General features: G+C 59.3%; 21 protein-coding genes and 1 pseudogene. 11 read left to right on the forward strand and 11 right to left on the reverse strand.

Annotated features, from left to right (window positions below; translation table 11 throughout):
* On the reverse strand, positions 1-838 hold an 838-nt coding region (dapA, locus tag ACIOVB_RS06675; protein WP_401266020.1), incomplete at its 3' end, for a 4-hydroxy-tetrahydrodipicolinate synthase.
* Between the two features lie 337 nt (positions 839-1,175).
* Between dapA and ACIOVB_RS06680 the strand changes: the two genes are divergently transcribed.
* Together ACIOVB_RS06680 and ACIOVB_RS06685 are read left to right on the forward strand one after the other, a co-directional pair.
* Positions 1,176-1,736, forward strand: a complete 561-nt coding sequence (locus ACIOVB_RS06680) for a glycine cleavage system protein R (protein ID WP_016984694.1) — start codon at positions 1,176-1,178, stop codon at positions 1,734-1,736.
* Positions 1,737-1,746: 10 nt separating this feature from the next.
* On the forward strand, positions 1,747-2,220 hold the full coding sequence (locus ACIOVB_RS06685) for a peroxiredoxin (protein WP_401266022.1): 474 nt from the start codon (positions 1,747-1,749) through the stop codon (positions 2,218-2,220).
* Between the two features lie 84 nt (positions 2,221-2,304).
* Here ACIOVB_RS06685 and ACIOVB_RS06690 read toward each other — a convergent pair whose 3' ends face one another.
* Entirely contained in the window at positions 2,305-3,375 is a 1,071-nt protein-coding gene (locus ACIOVB_RS06690; RefSeq protein ID WP_187680166.1) for an AI-2E family transporter, read from the reverse strand.
* A 32-nt stretch (positions 3,376-3,407) separates the two neighbouring features.
* Entirely contained in the window at positions 3,408-3,647 is a 240-nt protein-coding gene (locus ACIOVB_RS06695) for a sulfurtransferase TusA family protein (protein WP_401266025.1), read from the reverse strand.
* A gap of 98 nt (positions 3,648-3,745) precedes the next feature.
* Here ACIOVB_RS06695 and ACIOVB_RS06700 point away from each other — a divergent pair, with 98 nt between their 5' ends.
* Positions 3,746-5,179 (forward strand): M48 family metalloprotease, encoded by a 1,434-nt coding sequence (locus ACIOVB_RS06700; RefSeq protein WP_401266028.1) that lies wholly within the window; start codon positions 3,746-3,748, stop codon positions 5,177-5,179.
* Between the two features lie 74 nt (positions 5,180-5,253).
* On the opposite strand, the gene ACIOVB_RS06705 is transcribed toward ACIOVB_RS06700, so the two are convergent.
* From ACIOVB_RS06705 to rpoE, 4 genes are all read right to left on the reverse strand, one after another.
* Positions 5,254-6,684 (reverse strand): DegQ family serine endoprotease, encoded by a 1,431-nt coding sequence (locus tag ACIOVB_RS06705; RefSeq protein WP_401266030.1) that lies wholly within the window; start codon positions 6,682-6,684, stop codon positions 5,254-5,256.
* Between the two features lie 207 nt (positions 6,685-6,891).
* Entirely contained in the window at positions 6,892-7,857 is a 966-nt protein-coding gene (locus ACIOVB_RS06710; protein WP_401266033.1) for a MucB/RseB C-terminal domain-containing protein, read from the reverse strand.
* 8 nt (positions 7,858-7,865) lie between these two features.
* Complete coding sequence (locus ACIOVB_RS06715) at positions 7,866-8,453, reverse strand: sigma-E factor negative regulatory protein (RefSeq protein ID WP_401266035.1); 588 nt, start codon at positions 8,451-8,453, stop codon at positions 7,866-7,868.
* 30 nt (positions 8,454-8,483) lie between these two features.
* Complete coding sequence (gene rpoE, locus ACIOVB_RS06720; RefSeq protein ID WP_003172477.1) at positions 8,484-9,065, reverse strand: RNA polymerase sigma factor RpoE; 582 nt, start codon at positions 9,063-9,065, stop codon at positions 8,484-8,486.
* A 557-nt stretch (positions 9,066-9,622) separates the two neighbouring features.
* On the opposite strand from rpoE, the gene nadB reads away from it, so the two are divergent.
* Positions 9,623-11,239: an L-aspartate oxidase gene (nadB, locus tag ACIOVB_RS06725; protein WP_401266038.1), complete on the forward strand. Its 1,617-nt coding sequence runs from the start codon at positions 9,623-9,625 to the stop codon at positions 11,237-11,239.
* On the opposite strand, the gene ACIOVB_RS06730 is transcribed toward nadB, so the two are convergent.
* Positions 11,208-11,660: a protein YgfX gene (locus tag ACIOVB_RS06730; RefSeq protein WP_401266040.1), complete on the reverse strand. Its 453-nt coding sequence runs from the start codon at positions 11,658-11,660 to the stop codon at positions 11,208-11,210. The two genes, nadB and ACIOVB_RS06730, sit on opposite strands and share 32 nt — an antisense overlap.
* Positions 11,644-11,898 carry a succinate dehydrogenase assembly factor 2 gene (locus tag ACIOVB_RS06735; protein ID WP_401266041.1) on the reverse strand — a complete coding sequence of 85 codons (255 nt, stop codon included), beginning with the start codon at positions 11,896-11,898 and terminating at the stop codon, positions 11,644-11,646. The genes ACIOVB_RS06730 and ACIOVB_RS06735 overlap by 17 nt, the downstream gene beginning before the upstream one ends.
* A 150-nt stretch (positions 11,899-12,048) precedes the next feature.
* Between ACIOVB_RS06735 and ACIOVB_RS06740 the strand changes: the two genes are divergently transcribed.
* Positions 12,049-12,990 carry a YgfZ/GcvT domain-containing protein gene (locus tag ACIOVB_RS06740; RefSeq protein WP_401266044.1) on the forward strand — a complete coding sequence of 314 codons (942 nt, stop codon included), beginning with the start codon at positions 12,049-12,051 and terminating at the stop codon, positions 12,988-12,990.
* A 35-nt stretch (positions 12,991-13,025) separates the two neighbouring features.
* Positions 13,026-13,847, forward strand: coding sequence for an HDOD domain-containing protein (locus ACIOVB_RS06745; protein WP_187680157.1), 822 nt, complete (start codon positions 13,026-13,028; stop codon positions 13,845-13,847).
* Positions 13,848-13,956: 109 nt separating this feature from the next.
* On the opposite strand, the gene ACIOVB_RS06750 is transcribed toward ACIOVB_RS06745, so the two are convergent.
* On the reverse strand, positions 13,957-15,342 hold the full coding sequence (locus ACIOVB_RS06750; RefSeq protein ID WP_401266047.1) for a sensor histidine kinase: 1,386 nt from the start codon (positions 15,340-15,342) through the stop codon (positions 13,957-13,959).
* Positions 15,335-16,006, reverse strand: coding sequence for a response regulator (locus ACIOVB_RS06755; protein ID WP_187680155.1), 672 nt, complete (start codon positions 16,004-16,006; stop codon positions 15,335-15,337). The genes ACIOVB_RS06750 and ACIOVB_RS06755 overlap by 8 nt, the downstream gene beginning before the upstream one ends.
* A 349-nt stretch (positions 16,007-16,355) precedes the next feature.
* Here ACIOVB_RS06755 and ACIOVB_RS06760 point away from each other — a divergent pair.
* From ACIOVB_RS06760 to ACIOVB_RS06780, 5 genes and pseudogenes are all read left to right on the forward strand, one after another.
* Positions 16,356-16,520 (forward strand): annotated as a pseudogene (locus ACIOVB_RS06760) (OprD family outer membrane porin); the annotation flags it as partial.
* A gap of 53 nt (positions 16,521-16,573) precedes the next feature.
* Complete coding sequence (locus ACIOVB_RS06765) at positions 16,574-17,551, forward strand: tripartite tricarboxylate transporter substrate binding protein (RefSeq protein ID WP_187680154.1); 978 nt, start codon at positions 16,574-16,576, stop codon at positions 17,549-17,551.
* A 56-nt stretch (positions 17,552-17,607) separates the two neighbouring features.
* The gene (locus tag ACIOVB_RS06770) at positions 17,608-18,066 is read left to right on the forward strand and encodes a tripartite tricarboxylate transporter TctB family protein (RefSeq protein WP_401266049.1); all 459 of its coding nucleotides are present in this window, start codon (positions 17,608-17,610) and stop codon (positions 18,064-18,066) included.
* A gap of 1 nt (position 18,067) precedes the next feature.
* Entirely contained in the window at positions 18,068-19,582 is a 1,515-nt protein-coding gene (locus ACIOVB_RS06775) for a tripartite tricarboxylate transporter permease (RefSeq protein WP_401266052.1), read from the forward strand.
* Entirely contained in the window at positions 19,575-20,609 is a 1,035-nt protein-coding gene (locus ACIOVB_RS06780; protein ID WP_401266054.1) for an AbrB family transcriptional regulator, read from the forward strand. The genes ACIOVB_RS06775 and ACIOVB_RS06780 overlap by 8 nt, the downstream gene beginning before the upstream one ends.
* Positions 20,610-20,704: the final 95 nt, after the last annotated feature.

The raw sequence follows: 20,704 nt of genomic DNA on the forward strand, positions 1-20,704 counted from the left end.
TTTCATGACAAGGTGCGCTCAGCCAGGTCAGCGGCAGGCGGATGCCTTCGTGCATCAGGCCCATTTCAACCAAAGCCCACTTCACCGGAATCGGGTTGGCTTCGATGAACAGGTCTTTGTGCAGCGGCATCAGTTTTTCGTTAATAGCCCGTGCGGTATCAGCGTCGCCATTGAGCGCGGCCTCGCACAGATCAGCCATTTCGCGCGGAGCGACGTTGGCAGTCACAGAGATGTTACCTTTGCCGCCCAGCAGGATCAGCTCGACCGCGGTCGGATCATCGCCGGACAGCACGATGAAGTCCTTGCTCACGCCGTCGATAATCGCTTTGGCACGCTTCAGGTCGCCAGTGGCTTCCTTGATGCCGATGATGTTCGGCACGGTGGACAGCCGAATCACGGTCTCGGCCTGCATGTCGCAAGAGGTGCGGCCAGGAACGTTATAGAGAATCTGTGGGATATCGACCGCTTCGGCGATGTGTTTGAAGTGCTGGTACAGACCTTCCTGAGTCGGCTTGTTGTAGTACGGAACCACCAGCAGGCAGGCATCGGCACCGGCTTCTTTGGCATTGCGGGTCAGTTCGACGGCTTCGCGGGTCGAGTTGGCGCCAGTGCCGGCGATGACCGGAATGCGCCCGGCAACCTGTTTGACAACGGCTTTGATGACGGCGATGTGTTCTTCTACATCAAGGGTTGCCGACTCGCCGGTGGTGCCGACCGCGACAATGGCATGGGTGCCGTTCTGGAGATGGAAGTCCTCGAGTTTGCTGAGGCTGTCCCAGTCAAGACGCCCTTGTGCATCCATGGGAGTGACCAGTGCCACCATACTGCCCGCAATCATGAAACCGCTCCTGCCGGAAAAAGAGAGCGGTAATGGTACTGGCGCCAAGATGCTTGCACAAGCAAAGTACTGCGTAGCCGCCATTCCCCTTGGCGTCGCTTTTCGCTACCCTTCAGACTTTGATCGGTACTGATCAGCTTGTATGCCGGGTTCCAGCCTCCCTTTTCGGCCTCCCAGACCCCGTTCCTGCGTCGCATCGACGCGCTCCCGCTTTTGTGGAGCGAGCCACGAGCGCTTGTCGGGGTTCTTTGAACGGACAGCCTGAATGGGCAGAGGCCCTCCCTCGGCGTCAAACGCCCATCAACCTACCGACCGCTCATCGCTTTAGGAATGCTGCATGTCCACCCCCACAGTTCGCGAACAATTCCTTGTCATCAGTGCCCTCGGCGCCAACCCCATGGAGCTGACTAACGTCCTGTGCCGCGCCAGCCATGAAAATCGCTGCGCCGTGGTCACTTCTCGCCTGACCCGCCACGGCGAGTGCAGTGCGCTGATCCTCGAGATCTCTGGCAGCTGGGACGCCCTCGCGCGTCTGGAAGGCAGCCTGTCAGGCCTCGCCAAGAAACACGCATTCACCGTCAACGTGGTGCGTAGCGCAGCGCTGGAGAATCGTCCGCAGGCGTTGCCGTACGTGGCGTATGTCAGTTCGGCGTATCGCCCGGACATCATCAATGAACTCTGCCAGTTCTTCATGGATCACAACGTCGAGCTGGAAAACCTGACCTGCGATACTTATCAGGCACCACAGACCGGCGGCACCATGCTTAACGCCACGTTTACCGTGACGTTGCCGGCCGGCACCCAGATCAGTTGGCTGCGCGACCAGTTCCTGGATTTCGCGGACGCGATGAATCTGGACGCACTGATCGAGCCTTGGCGCCCACAAAACCCAATGTAAGGAAGCTTTCATGGCCGTTATCATCGACCAACCGGTTGCGGATTTCGAAGCACCTGCCACCAGCGGGCAAACCGTCAGCCTGTCAGCCCTGAAGGGCAAGCAAGTGGTGATTTACTTCTATCCGAAGGACAGCACCCCCGGCTGCACCACCGAAGGCCAGGGCTTTCGTGATCAGTACGCGGCGTTCAAGGCTGCCAACACTGAAATCTTCGGCATCTCGCGCGACAGCCTGAAGTCCCACGAGAACTTCAAGTGCAAGCAGGAGTTTCCGTTCGAGCTGATCAGCGACAAGGACGAAGCGGTCTGCCAACTGTTCGACGTGATCAAGCTGAAGAAGCTGTACGGCAAGGAATACCTGGGTGTTGATCGCAGCACTTTCCTGATCGACAAGGACGGTGTGCTGCGTCAGGAATGGCGTGGTGTGAAGGTGCCGGGGCATGTGGATGCAGTTTTGGCCGCTGCCGAAGCGCTAAACAAAGCCTAAGATCAAAAGATCGCAGCCTTCGGCAACTCCTGCGTTTGGAATACGTTTCCTGTAGGAGCTGCCGAAGGCTGCGATCTTTTTGCGTTAAAGAAGTGGCGCTACCGCCGGTTCCTTGCGCGGCCATGCGTCCAGCACAGCCTTGAACAGCGTCGCCAGGGGAATCGCAAAGAACACTCCCCAGAACCCCCACAACCCGCCAAACAACAGCACAGCGCAGATGATTGCCACCGGGTGCAGGTTGACCGCCTCGGAAAACAGCAGCGGCACCAGCACGTTGCCATCCAGCGTCTGGATAATCCCGTAGACCGCCATCAGATAGATGAACTGATCGCTCCAGCCCCATTGAAATAGCGCAATCAGCAGCACCGGCACGGTCACCACCACCGCGCCGACATAGGGCACAACCACCGAAACACCGACCAGCAACGCCAGCAGCGCTGCATAGTTGAGGCCAAGTGCGACGAAGGCGATGTAGGTCACGCCGCCGCAAATCACGATCTCGATGACTTTGCCGCGAATGTAGTTGGCGATCTGCCGGTTCATTTCCTGCGCCACCCGCGTGATCAGCGCCCGTTCACGCGGCAGATAGCCACGCACCCACTCGCCGATCATCGCCCGATCCTTGAGGAAGAAGAACACCAGGATCGGCACCAGCACCAGATAGATCATGATGTTCACCAGCAGTGGCAGACTCGACAGCGAAAAGGTCAGCGCCCATTGACCGAACTTGCCGATCTCGCCGCGCGCGGCCTCAATCGCCTGCAACACTTGCTCGTCGGAGACCAGATGCGGATAGCGTTCGGGCAACAGCAAGAGCAGCGACTGCCATTTTGCGAGCATGCCCGGCAGTTCATTGAACAGCGTGATCAATTGATGCCAGAGCAGCGGCACCACCACGACGATGAACACCAGTAATACGCCCATGAACAACGCAAACACCAGCCCCACCGCCGCACCGCCCGGCATGCGCAGACGCTCCAGCGTGACCACCAGCCCCTGCATCAGATACGCCAGCACCATCCCGGCCAACACTGGCGCAAGCATGCCACCGAGGGTCAACACCGCAGTAAAGGCCAGCACCAGCAGAACGGCCAGCACCACGGCTTCTTCGTCGGAGAAGTAGCGCTGAATCCAGTCGCGTAACACTTTGAACATCAATAATCCTTAGGTCTTGTACGCTGTCGGTTTCAGGCTTTTTTCAACCAGTAACGGTAGACGCCCGCTTCGTCTTCTTCGCGCAGCAGCGTATGACCGGCCAACTTGGCAAAGGTGCGGAAGTCGCGCTGCGAGCCGGCATCCGTGGCGATCACCTTGAGCACGTCGCCGCTTTGAAGCTTGTTGAGCTCCATTTTTGCCTTGAGTAACGGCAACGGACAGTTAAGACCACTGGCGTCCAGTTCTACCTCATGGGCTACAGCGTCAGTCATTGCGTCACTCCGGTTCAAGTCGTCGAGCTGCCTAGAATATCTGGTCGCAGGCTTGGTGTCCGGCTACAGTAAGGTCTTTGTCTTCTAAGGCTTTGTGCATGACTTTTCTGCGCCCTTCCCTGCTGACGCTCGCTTGCCTGCTCGCCTCACCAGGCTTTGCCGACGATCTGCCGTCACTCGGCGACGCCAGTTCTGCCATTGTCTCGCCGCAACAGGAATACCAGCTCGGCCGGGCGTGGCTGGCCATGTTGCGCAGCCAGGTTTCACAGCTCAACGATCCGCAACTCAAGGACTACGTCGAATCCAGCGTTTACAAGCTGGTGGAAACCAGCCAGGTCACAGACCGACGCCTCGAATTCATTCTGATCAACAGCCCGCAGCTCAACGCCTTCGCGGCACCGGGCGGCGTGGTCGGGGTCAACGGTGGTCTTTTTCTCAATGCGCAGACCGAGGGCGAATACGCGTCGGTACTGGCACACGAACTAGCGCACTTGTCGCAACGCCACTTTGCTCGCGGCGTCGAAGCTTCGCAGCGCATGCAAGTCCCGATGATGGCTGCCCTGCTGGCAGGGATCGTGATTGCTGCAGCCGGTGGCGGTGACGCCGGCATCGCGACCATCGCTGGCACTCAGGCCGCAGCGATTCAGGCGCAGCGGACTTTCTCCCGCCAGAATGAACAGGAAGCCGACCGCATCGGCATCCTCAATCTTGAAAAAGCCGGGTACGACCCGCGCTCTATGCCAACCATGTTCGAACGCTTGATGCGCCAGTATCGCTTCGACGCCAAGCCACCGGAATTCCTCCTGACTCACCCGGTCACGGAATCGCGGATCGCCGACACCCGCAACCGCGCCGAACAGGCCAAAGCGGGCGGCATCGAAGACACCAAGCGCTATCAACTGATTCGCGCACGCGTACAACTGATCTACGAAGAAACCCCGGGACTTGGCGCCAAGCGCTTTCGTGCACAGTTGGACGAGAATCCGAAAAACGATGTCGCGCGCTATGGTCTGGCCATCGCGCAGATCAAGGGCGGTCAGTTGAATGAAGCGCGAGAGAACCTCAAACAACTGTTGGTCACCGCGCCGAACGAGATCATCTACAACCTCGCCCAGGTTGATCTGGACATCACCAACAATCGCCTGCCCGATGCGCAGTCGCGGGTTGACCGGATGCTCACCCAGTATCCCGGCAACTATCCGCTGAATCAGGTTCGTGTCGATCTTCTGCTCAAGCAGAACCGCGCCGCCGACGCCGAGAAGGCACTGGAAAGCCTGCTCAAATCACGCCCGGATGATCCGGACGTCTGGTATCAGGTTGCCGAAACCCGTGGTTTGTCTGGCAACATCATTGGCTTGCACCAGGCTCGCGCGGAATACTTCGCCCTGGTTGGCGATTATCGTCAGGCGATCCAGCAGCTCGACTTTGCCAAGCGCAAGGCCGGCAGCAACTTCCCGCTGTCCTCGCGGATCGACGCCCGCCAGCGCGAGTTGATGGAGCAGGAGCGCATGGTCAAGGACATGATGGGCTGAGCCTTCTTTACGAAAAAAGCTTCAGGCATAAAAAACCGCCTCATTCGAGGCGGTTTCTTTTTATTTACTAGCGGTTATTCAGCCAGTTTGAAGGTGATGAAGCTCGCACGACCTTGACGCAGAACCCGCATCGACACCGAACGGTTCTTCGGCAGTGCCTTGGCGATCTCGGCGAACTCCTTGGAGGAACCGATGGCCTGGTTGTTCAGGTGCGTGATGACATCACCCGGCTGCAGACCGATCAGGGCCGCAGGACCGTCCTGCACTTCCTTGATGACCACGCCACCTTTGAGGTCGTAGGTTTTCTTCTGCTCGGCGGTCAACTCGCCCACCGAAACACCGAGACGGTTGCTGTTGGTTTCAGCACCGGACTTCGGCAATGCACCCAGCTCTTTGTCTTCGTCCGGAATCGCGCCAACCGTTAACTCGACGTTTTTGCGTTTGCCTTCACGAATCACTTCCAGATTGGCTTTCGCACCGGCCTTCAGTGCGCCGACCAGATGTGGCAGATCAGCAGACATAATGATCGGCTGGCCGTTCATGCTCAGGATCACGTCGCCGACTTGCAGGCCGCCCTTGGCCGCCGGACCGTCGTCCTGGATCTGCGCAACCAGCGCACCGGCCGGCTTCTCAAGACCGAACGACTCGGCCAGATCCTTGTTCACTTCCTGAATAACCACGCCCAGCCAGCCACGGCTGACTTTGCCGCCACTCTTCAGTTGGTTGGAAACATCCATCGCCACATCGATAGGAATAGCGAACGACACGCCCATGAAGCCGCCGGAACGGGTGTAGATCTGCGAGTTGATCCCGACCACCTCCCCATTCAGGTTGAACAGCGGGCCACCGGAGTTGCCCGGGTTGATCGGCACGTCGGTCTGGATGAACGGCACATAGTTTTCGTTGGGCAGGCTACGGCCAACGGCGCTGACGATGCCTTGGGTCACGGTGTGGTCAAAGCCGAAAGGCGAACCGATTGCCACGACCCATTGGCCGGCCTTCAGATCCTGGGATTTGCCGAGCTTGAGCACCGGCAAGTCCTTGCCCTCGATTTTCAGCAGGGCCACGTCGGAACGCGGGTCGGTGCCTACCAGCTTGGCTTTCATTTCGCTGCGATCAGCCAGGCGAACGAGGATTTCGTCAGCATCGGCAATCACGTGGTTGTTGGTCAGAATGTAGCCATCGGGAGAGATGATGAAGCCCGAACCCAGCGATTGCGCTTCACGCTGGCGACCACCGCCCGGCGAACGCTGTTGAGGCGGCATGCCGCGCTCGAAAAACTCCCGCAGCATTGGCGGCAGGCCTTCGAGATCAGGCATCTGCTGGTTCACTTTGCGATCAGGCAGTTTCTGCGTGGTACTGATGTTCACCACGGCAGGCGAAGCTTGTTCGACCAGTTGGGTGAAGTCAGGCAGGTCGGCCGCTTGCGCAGCAGGAACCGCCTGACCGAGCAGCAGCACAGTAGCAAAGATGGAGAGATAAGATTTCAAGCTAGGTATCGACATACAGCTCCCGTTACGACGAGCAGGTTTAAGCGATATGGAACAAGGACCACCGGACACTACAGGCCGGGACTTTTATTCCAGGAACAACAAACAAGGCCAGAGCCGTTAGGCTCTGACCTATAAAAAATTTTCAGGTGATTTGCAAATGAAAATGCTCAGCAAACATTTCTACGTCTCGACGACGAAGTGGGTATGACTGAAATCAGCTCACTGCTTGCTGGTCGCAGCGCCATCGGTATTGCGCATCGATAGAGCAATTCGTTCGGCGGTACCAATCGGGATCTCACCGACCACCGTGACCATCATTTCACCTTGCGCTGTGGTCAGGCGACGGGAGACGGCAACGGTTGGGCCGAGCTGAGTGCGCGTATCGGTGACAGTGGCACCGTTAAGCGGCTCGAGAAACACCGAGAACCGCGCCAGACCGTCGTCATAAAGCAGGCTGCTGACCTGAATTTTGGTTTCCGGATCTTTGTGCGAGGTGCTGCTGGTCAGCTCGAAACCTGGCGGTAGCCAGTCAGAGTGCCAAGCCTGAGCTGTCTTCACCGCAGAAGCCTTGTCACTATCGATAGTAATCGGCTTGCAGTCGGCGTCAGCCAATAAGTCTTTGTCCGTCGGAACATCATCAGTATCAAGACTGGTGAACTGGAATCGCTCGAGCAACTGCCCTTTGTCGTTCAACAGCAGCGACTTCAGAGGCAGACCGGTCTTCTTGTCCAGATGCAACTCAAAACCGTAACGATGCTGGTCCCGAGGCGTCAGCGATACGATCACTGCGTCTCTTCCAGCTACGCGCGACTTGCCGATGACAGCAAGGTCATACCAGTTTTTCAGCTTTTGCGGATCGAGAGGACGAGCGGCAGAGTTGGGAGAATCTCCCAACCCGGCAATCAGGGTGCCGCTTACGCATTGAGTATGTCCATCAATGCGCACGACTTCCTGTGCCGAACCGTCGAGCTGGAGTAAACGCTCGCGGACCTGGCCATTCTGGACGCGATGCCAGATGTTGTGGGTAGAAAAACTACCATTACGCTCGTAAACGAAAGTACCGTGGAAGCTTTGCTGCTGCTCGGCCTGGCCCAGACGGGTCAACCAGTCCTGGGCCTCGTCAGCGTGGGCTGGAACAATGAACCAGCCACTCAGCAGAAGCGAAAGTAGAGGTATGGCGCGCATGATCCTCCTTAACGGTTTTCCAGGCTTGCTGCACGTGCATACGGCAGCGCGCTTTCAGTACCTTTCAGCGCAGCCTGTTGAGCGTGCTGACGCAGATAGCTTGGCAGGCGCTGATCATGCCAGCCTGGTTGACCTTGCAGTACGCCGTTGGCCATAGGGCCAGTGGCTTCCGAACTTTCACTATAGCCTGCCAGAACAGCCGGACCTTTGACCTGTGGAGTGGCCAGGGTTGGCTGATTGGATTGCTGTGCCAGTTCGACGCCAGCGATCTCGTCCTGGTTGTACAGGCGCACACCGGCCAGAACGGCAACCGTAACCGAGGCTGCAACAGCCAGACGGCCAAGGTTTCGCCATGGGCTACGGGATACTTTGGCCGGAGCCGTTTCGTCTTCCAGCGCAGCAGACACTGCCGCAGCGATATCCAGACGTGGCAGCAGCAAATCCTTGTGCATGGCTGCCCGAGCGATCTGGTAACGAGCCCAGGTCTCACGGGTTTCTACGTCGTCCAGTGCATTGATCACTCGACGCAATTCCAGTTCGTCCGCTTCGTTATCCATCACTGCGGACAGCGATTCCTGCAGGGCTTCACGACTCATGGCGTTCCTCTCTTGGCTGTCGCCGCTGTCTCAGTTTTCCTGCAACAACGGTTGCAGGGCTTTATCGATGGCCTCCCGAGCGCGGAAAATCCGGGAGCGCACGGTACCCACCGGACATTGCATGACGCTCGCAATGTCCTCGTAACTCAGACCATCGAATTCACGTAAAGTTAAAGCCGTACGCAAATCCTCTGGCAGTTGCTGAATGGTTCGATGGACGGTGCCTTCGATCTCATCCCGCAGCAATGCCCGTTCTGGTGACTCGAGGTCCTTGAGGCCGTGATCGCCATCGTAGAACTCTGCATCTTCGGAACTTACATCGCTATCCGGCGGCCGACGGCCGCGTGAAACCAGATAATTCTTTGCCGTGTTAATGGCAATACGGTAAAGCCACGTATAAAACGCACTGTCACCGCGAAAATTTCCAAGTGCTCGATACGCCTTGATAAAGGCTTCCTGAGCTACGTCCTGGGCTTCATGGGTGTCGTGCACAAAACGCACGATCAACCCGAGAATTTTGTGCTGATATTTCAGCACCAGCAGATCGAAAGCTCGCTTGTCGCCACGCTGAACGCGCTCGACCAGCTGCTGATCCTCTTCCTGGGTTAGCATGAACACTCCTCGATAAGCCCGGAGGAGACTTGCACAACTAAACGACCAGACTTGCAAACATAGACTCGGGCTTTTCGCAAAAGTTCTCCCCCTCCAAGCAAGTTTCCTGCGGGCTCTGATTTGGCACGCACGAAAAACGCAGCGCGGGATAAACCGGCTGCGCGAATAATCTTGTCATCGGTTTCGCCGGCAGGAACCCAATCGCAGGTTCCGCACTGAAGCCGACACTGTCCCTTGTTTCTGGCACCGACTATTGATCTTGGGCCTCTGGCAAAAGTTCCAATTATTTATAGCCGGCCCCACCCGACATTGGGCAACACTGGGAGGAAAAAACCTGTTTCAGCGCCGATACAGTCGCCTTTTCCCAAAACCTGCGGAAAATTCTTCCGACGAAGCGCCCGGTTTCCCCATCCCGGTAGTTTCACAATGCCATATAGGCCCGGCTATTGTGCCGCCCCACCCCTCTATATACTAGTGGGCTGTGTGGCTGTCTTGACTCGCCGATCCAGCTGTCTTGCGCCAACCCCGACCCGGGTCGCTTTGAGCGGAATCCTGAAATGAGCCAACAGTTCCAACACGATGTTCTGGTCATTGGCAGCGGTGCTGCCGGTTTGAGTCTCGCGCTGACCCTGCCAGGTCACTTGCGCATTGCCGTTTTGAGTAAGGGCGATCTCGCCAATGGTTCGACGTTCTGGGCTCAGGGCGGCGTCGCTGCCGTGCTGGATGATACCGACACTGTCGAATCCCACGTCGATGACACCCTGAACGCCGGCGGCGGTCTGTGCCATGAAGATGCCGTTCGCTTCACCGTCGAGCACAGCCGTGAAGCCATCCAGTGGTTGATCGACCAAGGCGTTCCGTTCACCCGTGATGAGCAATCCGGTACTGAAGACGGCGGTTTCGAATTTCACCTGACCCGCGAAGGCGGCCACAGTCATCGCCGAATCATCCATGCCGCCGATGCTACCGGCGCCGCGATCTTCAAAACCCTGCTGGCCCAAGCGAAAGAGCGTTCAAACATCGAATTGTTGGAACAGCGAGTAGCCGTCGATCTGATTACCGAGCGACGTCTGGGCCTGGACGGCGAGCGCTGCCTCGGCGCCTACGTGCTGAACCGCGCCACCGGTGAAGTCGACACCTACGGCGCACGCTTCGTGATTCTGGCCTCGGGTGGCGCGGCCAAGGTCTACCTCTATACCAGTAACCCCGACGGCGCCTGTGGTGATGGCATCGCCATGGCCTGGCGCTCTGGCTGCCGGGTGGCGAATCTGGAGTTCAACCAGTTCCATCCCACCTGCCTCTATCACCCACAGGCCAAAAGCTTCCTCATCACCGAAGCCCTGCGTGGCGAAGGCGCGCATTTGAAGCTGCCGAATGGCGAACGCTTCATGTATCGCTTCGACAAGCGCGCCGAACTGGCACCACGCGACATCGTTGCCCGAGCCATCGACCATGAAATGAAGCGTTTGGGCGTCGATTGCGTCTATCTCGACATCAGCCACAAACCCGAAGCCTTCATTAAAAGTCACTTCCCGACTGTTTATGAGCGCTGCCTCGGCTTCGGCATCGATATCACCAAACAACCGATTCCGGTTGTACCGGCGGCGCATTACACCTGTGGTGGCGTGATGGTCGACCAAAACGGCCGCACCGATGTGCCAGGCTTGTACGCCATCGGCGAAACCAGCTTCACCGGTCTGCACGGCGCCAACCGCATGGCCAGCAACTCGTTGCTGGAATGTTTCGTCTACGCCCGCTCGGCGGCGGCGGACATTCTGGCGCAACTTGATGATGTGACAGCGCCGAACGCCCTGCCCGTCTGGGACGCCAGCCAGGTGACCGACTCCGACGAAGACGTGATCATTGCGCACAACTGGGATGAACTGCGCCGGTTCATGTGGGACTACGTCGGCATCGTGCGCACCAACAAGCGCCTGCAACGGGCCCAGCACCGCGTGCGCCTGTTGCTGGACGAGATCGACGAGTTCTACAGCAACTATAAAGTCAGTCGCGACCTGATCGAGCTGCGCAATCTCGCCCAGGTCGCCGAGCTAATGATTTGCTCAGCCATGGAGCGCAAGGAAAGTCGCGGCCTGCATTACACCCTCGACTATCCGGACCTGCTGCCCGAGGCACTCGACACTATTCTGGTGCCGCCCACCTACGCCGGCTGAACTTGAGCCGCACACGCAGGCGTCGGTGCAAATCCGCCGCCTGCGCGTCGCGTGGCACGCAGATCGATCTGACCCGCCATTCCCCGCGCAAACGAAAGCGCAGCACCACGATCAATGGCAGCGCCAGGCTGTCCGGTCGTAGTTGCACCGCCTGCCAGCCATCCGCCCGACTCCACAACTGCCAACCATCGGCATCTCGACGCAAGCCACAAAATGCTTTGGGATGACTCAATAGAATTTGCAGTGGGATCACGTAAAAACCGTGAAGCAGGCAAGCTAAAGCCGCTGCCAGACTGGCCCAGAGTGGAATTGAAAGCAGAAACAGAGAGCCCAGCGCGAACGCCTGGGCCAACAGATACGCCGCCAGCAATTGCCGTGAGGCATGCCAGCGGCATTCGAACGTATTACTTGGGCTGGACACGATCCAGGATCATGCGAACCATGCGCTGCAGCTCCGGATCTTCGGACTCGCTGCGCTCCATGAACCAGCCGAACATGTCCTGATCCTCACACGTCAGCAGGCGCACGTACAAATCGCGATCTTTGTTGTTGAGAGTTGCGTAAACGTCTCTCGAAAACGGCACCAGCAGCACGTCAAGTTCAAGCATGCCGCGACGGCTGTGCCAAAAGAGGCGATTGAGTTCAACTTGTTCGACCATGGAGCCCTCCTCAAATTTGGCGGCAAGTATACAGCCCCGAGACGGGTCGCACAGTCGGCTTTGGTCGGGCACCACCGATCCTTTATCAACTACCCATTTCAACAGCGCACCCTTATGATGTGCCCCAGTCTATTTACCCTGCGATGACCCATGGCCGATTCTGCTTTTTTCTGCACCCTGTCTCATGAAGGCGTTCTCGCGATTCGCGGCGCGGATGCCGGAAAATTCCTGCAAGGCCAGTTGACCTGCAATATCAATTACCTGAGCGACACCGCTGCCAGCCTTGGCGCGCGCTGCACGCAGAAAGGCCGGATGCAGTCGAGTTTCCGCATTCTGCTGGAAGGTGACGGTGTGCTGCTGGCGATGGCCAGCGAACTGCTCGAGCCACAACTTGCGGATCTGAAAAAGTACGCAGTGTTCTCCAAATCCAAACTCACCGACGAAAGCGCCGCCTGGGTGCGCTTTGGTCTGAGGTCGGGCGATGCAGCACTGAGCAGCCTCGGCCTGGATCTGCCGGCCGAAACCGACAGTGTTGTACGCAACGAAGGTCTGATCGCGATTCGCGTCTCGCCGGATCGCGCCGAACTCTGGGTGCCGGCCGAACAAGCCGAAACCATCAAAGCCAAGCTGTCCGCCGCCCTGCCTGAAGGTGATCTGAATCAATGGCTGCTGGGCCAGATCCGCGCCGGTATCGGCCAGGTCATGCCAAGCACCCGCGAGCTGTTCATCCCGCAGATGCTCAATCTGCAGGCCGTTGGCGGCGTGAGCTTCAAGAAAGGCTGCTACACCGGCCAGGAAATCGTCGCGCGCATGCAGTACTTGGGCAAACTCAAGCGCCGTCTGTATCGTTTGAGCCTGGATGCCACGCAATTACCAGAGCCGGGCACCCCGTTGTTCGCGCCGAGCCACAACAGTTCCATCGGCGAAGTCGTACTGGCCGCCAACGCCGGACAAAATATTGAACTGCTGGCGGTGTTGCAGGCCGAAGCTGCTGAAGCGGGCGATCTGCATCTGGGTACCCTTGAAGGGCCTGCACTGCATTTGCTCGATTTGCCCTACGAACTGGATCGCGACCGCGAAATCCAGCGCTGATCGCAGCCTTTGTTGCAACACCCTAGAGAGTCTAAATGAGCGAACTGGCGGATAAGGTCCAACAGGATTTGGTTGAGGCCATCGATAACGATGACCTGGTTCTGCCGACGTTGCCGGAAGTGGCCCTGCAAATTCGCAAGGCCGCTGAAGATCCGGAAATCAGCGTCAGCGACCTGAGCAAAGTGATCGGCCGCGACACGGCGCTTTCGGCGCGCCTTATCAAAGTGGTCAACAGCCCCCTGCTGCGTGCAGCCCAGGAAGTCACTGACCTGCACACCGCCATCACCCGCCTGGGCATCAATTACAGCAGCAATCTGGCGATCGGCCTGGTGATGGAACAGATTTTCCACGCGCGTTCCGAAGTGGTGGAACAGAAAATGCGCGAAGTCTGGCGCAAGAGCCTGGAAATCGCCGGGGTCAGTTATGCGTTGTGCCGCCGCTACACACAGCTCAAACCTGACCAGGCGGCATTGGGCGGGCTGGTGCATCAGATCGGCGTGCTGCCGATTCTGACCTACGCCGAAGACCACTACGAATTGCTGTCGGACCCGGTCAGCCTCAACCATGTGATCGACCATATTCATCCGCTGCTGGGCGACAAACTGTTGCGGGTCTGGGAGTTTCCGGAGCGGTTGGTGGAGTTGCCGGGGCGCTATCAGGACTTCAAACGCGACTCGAAAGAGATCGATTACGTCGATCTGGTGCAGGTAGCGAGTCTGTATTGCCACAAGGGCACCGATCATCCATTTGGGCGCATTGATCCGCTCAGTGTGCCCGCGTTCAGAAAGCTTGGGATCGATCCGGAAAACAAGGCGCTCTGCGAAGATCTGGAAGAATCGCGGTCGATGTTTTACTGATCCGAGACCGAGGCGCGCCCTTCGCGAGCAGGCTCGCTCCCACATTGGAATGCATTCCCCCTGTGGGAGCGAGCCTGCTCGCGAAGAGGCCGGCAAGAACACCGCAGAATCACCCGGCGATAAAACTCACACGCACCTTCAAACCCGCCTGCTCACCATCATGCAAGCTGATCTGCGCCAGATGCGCCCGGCAAATCTCGCCAACAATCGCCAAACCCAACCCCGAACCCGCCACCTGCTGATTACGCCGGTAGAACCGCTCAAACACCCGCTCACGCTCCTCCAGCGGAATCCCCGGCCCGTCGTCCTCAACTTCAAGCACCGCTGGCGCCGTCACACGCAAAATCACATTGCCGCCTGGCGGCGTATGCGCCAGCGCGTTATCCACCAGATTGCTCAGTAACTCATTGAGCAGCGTCGGCTCACCCCGCAGCCACACCGGCTCGTCCGCCTCAAGCGCCAGCGCCACGCCGCGTTTGCGCGCCAGCGGCGCCATGGCCATGCCCAGTTCCCGCGCCAATTGGCTCAGATCGAGCAGCTGTGCGCCGCCCTCCGCAATAGCCCGGGCGCCGTTTTCAACCCGCGCCAGCGACAGCAGCTGATTGGCCAAATGGGTCAGGCGATCCGTGCTTTGCGCTGACGATTCCAGGGTCGTGCGCCAGGTTTCGGGTTCATTCGAGCGCAGGCCCAATTCCAGCCGCGCCTTCAACGCTGCCAATGGCGTACGCAACTCATGCGCCGCATCGGCGATGAACTGCGCCTGTCGCTCGAACTGCCCACGCAGGCGCTCGGTGAAATGGTTAAGCCCACGCACCAGCGGCCAAAGTTCATGCTGCACTTCCACCAACGGCAAGGGCCGCAAGTCGTCGGGCTGACGTTCCTCCACCGCCGTGCGCAAACGCTCCAGCGGTCGCAACGCCGCACTGACGGCGAACCAGACCAACAGCAACGCGCCAATCGCCAGCATGCCCAAACGCAATAAGGTGTCGGCGGCCAGACTGCGGGCCATGCTGACCCGGGCTTCGTCAGTTTCGGCGACACGGATTTCCGCCATGCCGTTCATGTTCGGCTCGGTTACCGCTTTAAGCAGACTGACCACCCGAACATTCTGGCCCTTGTAGGTGGCGTTGTAGAAACGCGCCAGCGCCGGATAGTCGTCAGTTCTTGGCGTGCCTGACGGCGGACCGGGGAGGTTTTCGTAGCCGGAAATCAGCTTCTGATGGATGTCGTTGACCTGATAATAAATCCGCCCGGCACTGTCGTAGGCGAACGTATCGAGGGCCACGTAAGGCACGTCGGCACTGAGGGTGCCGTCTCGTTGCGACAGGCCGGCAGCGATGGTTCGCGCCGAGGCCAGCAACGTGCGGTCATAAGCGGTATCGGCCGCTTCGCGACCATTCCAGTAAGCACTCAAGCCACTGGCGAGCATCAGCACTACCAACAGCAGCGCAAGGTTCCACAGCAACCGCCAGCGCAGGCTGCTGGGCTTATGCATCGCGGCTTTCCAGGAGATAGCCAAGGCCACGGAAGGTCACGATCGCCACCGGGTGACCGTCGAGTTTCTTGCGCAAGCGGTGCACGTAGATTTCGATGGCATCGGGGCTGGCTTCTTCGTCGAGGCCGAACACTTGCGATGCCAATTGCTCCTTGCTCATCACCCGCCCCGGCCGGGCGATCAGCGCTTCGAGCACCGCTTGCTCACGAGAGGTCAAGGTCAGCAATTCCTCACCGAGGGTGAAGCGCCGGGTGTCGAGGTCATAGGCCAGCACGCCGCAGCGCTGTTGGCGTTCGCCGCCGAGCACACTGCGGCGCAACAGGGCTTTGACCCGCGCTTCCAGTTCAGTCAGCTCGAAAGGCTTGGCCAGATAATCGTCAGCGCCAAGATTGAGGCCGTGCACCCGATCTTTCACGTCACTGCGCGCGGTCAGCATCAGCACCGGCAAATTTTTTCCGCGCGCACGCAACCGCGCCAGCACTTCAAAACCATCCATGCGCGGCAGGCCGACATCAAGGATCGCTACCGCGTATTCCTCGCTGCCGAGCGCCAGGTCGGCGGCCACGCCATCGTGCAACACATCCACGGTCAGACCGGTGCTCTTGAGCGCCTGGGCGACACTTTCGGCCAGTTGCAGATGGTCTTCGACGAGCAGGACACGCATGGATTTTTACCTCGTTCAGGGATGGCCGACGCCACTCTTTGTCGCGGAGTTTACAGCCGCAACCGCCGCTGTGAAGCCCGAAAACCGTGAAAGCCAGTTGAAAGGTTAGCGAAAGGTTAGCTGGTTAGAGTCGAGCCACGGACAGTTCCGACTGCCGTCGCTGCTGCCACACAGCGTTACGAAAAACGCCACGAAGCGTTTTCGACCAATAAGAACAATAAACGGAGCACCCCGCGCATGCCGTCCTTGCAGACCAAGGCTCTAACGCCTCTTCGCCCCTCCCGCTTCAGCCACGCCACCTTCGCCAGTGCCGCCGCCCTCGCCGGTTTTTCGCCGCAGCGTTTTGCCAGGCAAAGCGTGGGAGCGCGACACCGAGATCAAATATGTCGTACAAAGCGGCGCGTTGAAGGATGTCGCCGTGCGCCTGCGTAATGCCACTTACCGTTCCAGCTACTCCGCTCGCGATGCAGACGAAGTGCGTTTGCTGATGAGCTATAGCGTTGTCCTTTGGTAAATGTCCGTTGCTGAAAAACACGTCGAATAACAACAATGCCCGTGGAGACTTGAATGAACCTATCACTGCGTAAAGTGGCACTCGCCGCCAGTTGTGTCCTGTTCGCCGGCCAACTCATGGCCGAACCGAAACGTCCCGAATGCATCGCCCCGGCCTCGCCGGGCGGCGGTTTCGACCTGACCTGCAAACTGGCGCAGAGCGCGCTGGTCAACGAAAAACTGCTGAGCAAACCGATGCGCGTCACCTACATGCCCGGCGGCGTGGGCGCGGTGGCGTACAACGCAGTGGTCGCACAACGCCCGGCGGATGCCGGCACGTTGGTGGCATGGTCCAGCGGTTCGTTACTGAACCTGGCCCAGGGCAAGTTCGGGCGTTTCGATGAAACCAATGTGCGCTGGCTCGCAGCGGTCGGCACCAGCTACGGCGCCATCGCGGTGAAAAGCGATTCGCCCTACAAGACCCTCGACGATCTCGTTCAGGCACTGAAGAAAGATCCAGGCTCCGTGGTGATCGGTTCCGGCGGCACCGTCGGCAGCCAGGACTGGATGCAAACCGCGCTGATCGCCAAGGCTGCCGGGATCAACCCGCGTGACCTGCGTTACGTCGCCCTCGAAGGTGGCGGCGAGATCGCCACCGCCCTGCTCGGCGGTCACATCCAGGTCGGCAGCACCGACATCTCCGACTCCATGCCGCACATTCAGAGCGGTGATATGCGCTTGTTGGCGGTGTTCTCCGAGAAGCGTCTCGACGAGCCGGAAATGAAAGGCATTCCGACCGCCAAGGAGCAAGGCTACGACATCGTCTGGCCGGTGGTGCGCGGCTTCTACCTCGGGCCAAAAGTCAGCGATGAAGACTACGCCTGGTGGAAAGACGCGTTCGACAAACTGTTGGCCTCCGAGGAGTTCGCCAAGCTGCGCGATCAGCGTGAACTCTTCCCGTTCGCCATGACCGGGCCGGAATTGGACACCTACGTGAAGAAGCAGGTCGCGGACTACAAAGTGCTGGCCAAAGAGTTCGGCCTGATCCAGTGATCGTCTCTGTCTAGCGGCTGCGCTCCCGATGACGGGGACGCAGCACAGGAGCTCCCATGCTTATTCAACGCATTTTCGCCTCGGTGCTGTTGCTGGCCTGTGCCGGCCTGGCCCTGATGGCGTGGCCGTATCAAGCGGCTTTTTCCTACGAACCCGTCGGCCCGCGCGCCTTTCCCCTGCTGATGCTCGGCCTTATGGGCGCGGCGCTGCTGTACATGGTGTTCCGCCCGGCCCCTATCAAACACAGTGAAGACGAGCCGCCACTGGATCGCGAAACCCTGACCAAGATCGCTATTTGCGTCGTCCTGCTGCTGGTGTTCGCTGGCACGTTCGAACCGCTGGGCTTCATCCTCAGCAGCATCCTGATCGGCATTCCGATGGCGCGACTGTATGGCGGTCGCTGGGTGCCAAGCATCGTGGTCACCACGCTGATGGCGATCGGTCTGTACCTGCTGTTCGACCGTCTGATGGACGTTCCGCTGCCCCTCGGCCTGCTCGACGTTCTGGAGAACTGATATGGATACTCTTGGCTATTTGGGTCAGGGTTTCGGCGTCGCGCTGAGTCCCTACAACCTCGTGACCGCGCTGTGCGGCACCCTGATCGGCACCGTCGTCGGCCTGTTGCCGGGCCTCGGCCCGATCAACGGCGTGGCGTTGCTGATTCCGATCGCATTCGCCCTCGGCCTGCCGCCGGAGTCGGCGTTGATCCTGTTGGCAGCGGTGTATCTGGGCTGCGAATACGGCGGTCGGATCAGTTCGATCCTGCTGAACATTCCGGGCGAAGCGTCCACCGTGATGACCACCCTCGACGGCTACCCGATGGCCCGCAAAGGCCTGGCCGGCGTAGCGTTGTCGCTGTCGGCGTGGAGTTCGTTCATTGGTGCGTTTATCGCCACTTGCGGCATGGTGCTGTTCGCCCCGCTACTGGCGAAATGGGCGATTGCCTTTGGTCCGGCGGAATACTTCGTGTTGATGGTGTTCGCGATTGTCTGTCTCGGCGGCATGGCCGGTGATCGCCCGCTGAAAACCTTTATCGCCGCGCTGATCGGTCTGTTCCTGTCGACCGTCGGCATTGACGCCAACAGTGGCGTGTACCGCTTCACCGGCGACAACATCCATCTGACCGACGGCATCCAATTCGTCGTGCTGGTACTCGGCCTGTTTTCCATCAGCGAGATCCTTCTGCTGCTGGAGAAAACCCACCACGGCCAGGAAGCCGTGAAGGCCACCGGCCGCATGATGTTCAACTTCAAGGAAGCGGCCTCGGTATTCACGGTGAACCTGCGGTGCGGTGTGCTGGGCTTCATCATGGGCGTGCTACCGGGTGCTGGCGCAACTCTCGCCAGCGCCGTGGCGTACATGACCGAGAAGCGCATTGCCGGTAACAGCGGCACATTCGGTCAGGGCGACAAGCGTGGTCTTGCGGCTCCAGAAACCGCCATTGGCGGTGCGGCGTGCGGTGCTCTGGTACCGATGCTGACGCTCGGTGTTCCAGGTTCAGGCACCACCGCAGTGATGATCGGCGCACTGTCGCTGTACAACATCACCCCGGGCCCGCTGCTGTTCCAGCAACAACCGGACATCGTCTGGGGCCTGATCGCGTCGCTGTTTATCGCCAACGTGATGCTGGTGATCCTCAACATCCCGATGATCCGCATCTTCACCCGCATCCTCGCCGTGCCGAACTGGGCACTGGTGCCGGTGATTGCGATCATTACAGGGATCGGCGTCTACGCGGTGCACGCAACCACGTTTGACCTGTTCCTGATGATCGGTATCGGTATCTTCGGCTACATCCTGCGCAAGCTGGACTTCCCGTTGTCGCCGCTGCTGCTGGGCTTCATCCTCGGTGGTCTGATGGAGCAAAACTTGCGTCGTGCGCTGTCGATCTCTAACGGCGCGCTGGAAATTCTCTGGTCAAGTCCGATCACAGTCGGTTGCTGGGTATTGACGGTGATCATGCTGATGATGCCGATCATCCGTATCTGGCGTAAACGCTCCGCTGCCCGGCACGCCATTGCCGATGTCTGATTGGTCATCCGTCAAAACCTGGTGGGGAACCCCGCTGGTCGGTCTGCTTGGCGGCTTTGTCGCTAGCCAGATCGGCTGGCCGTTGCCGTGGATGGTCGGCTCGTTGCTGGCGATCATCCTCGTGCGCTGCCTGACCCCGTGGCAACTCACGGAAATCCCTGGCGGGCGCAAGTGCGGCCAGTGGATTGTCGGGATCGGCATCGGCCTGCACTTCACCCCGGTGGTGATGGAGCAGGTGCTGAGTCACTTCGGTCTGATCTTCTTCGGCGCGCTGGTCACCAGCCTGTCGGCGGTGGTCGGCGTGTGGTTGATGCGCCGCACCGGTGAAGATCGCGCCACGGCGTTTTTCTCCAGCATGCCCGGTGGCTCCGGGGAGATGGTCAACCTCGGCGCGCGCAATGGCGCGCTGCTCAGCCATGTAGCGGCTGGGCAAAGTTTGCGGGTGTTGGTGGTGGTGCTATGTGTGCCGGCGGCGTTCAAGTATCTGCTCGGCGACGGCACACCAATTTCTCATGCCGGTAGCGTCGATTGGCGTTGGCTGGCGATTTTGTTTCCGGCGGGCGCCCTGGCCGCCTGGACCTGGGAGCGACTGCGCCAGCCCAATCCGTGGCTGTTCGGGCCGTTGCTGGTGAGTGCGGCGGTGAGCATCGGCTGGGATCTGCACATCGGTTTGCCCAATGGCGGCAGTCAGATTGGCCAGTGGCTGATCGGCAGCGGTCTGGGCTGTCACTTCAATCGACAGTTTTTCCGGCGTGCGCCGTCGTTCATGGGCCGCACACTGATCGGCACGGCATTGACCATGTTGATCGCGACACTGGCGGCATTGGGGTTGAGTACGTTGACCCATCTGGATCTGCGTTCACTGACGTTAGGCATGATGCCCGGCGGGATTGCCGAGATGAGCCTGACGGCGGAAACCCTGCAACTGTCGGTGCCGCTGGTGACGGCGATGCAGGTGATGCGGCTGCTGTTTGTGCTGTTTCTGGCGGAGCCTTTGTTCAAGTATTGGAATCGCAATCCCGAGTAACACTGACAGACCGAGTTGCCTTCTTCGCGAGCAGGCTCGCTCCCACATCGGCTCTGTGGTTGCCACACATTATGTGAACACCACAAATCCTCTGT

Source organism: Pseudomonas sp. NPDC087639, from assembly GCF_044743385.1.
GTDB lineage: Bacteria > Pseudomonadota > Gammaproteobacteria > Pseudomonadales > Pseudomonadaceae > Aquipseudomonas.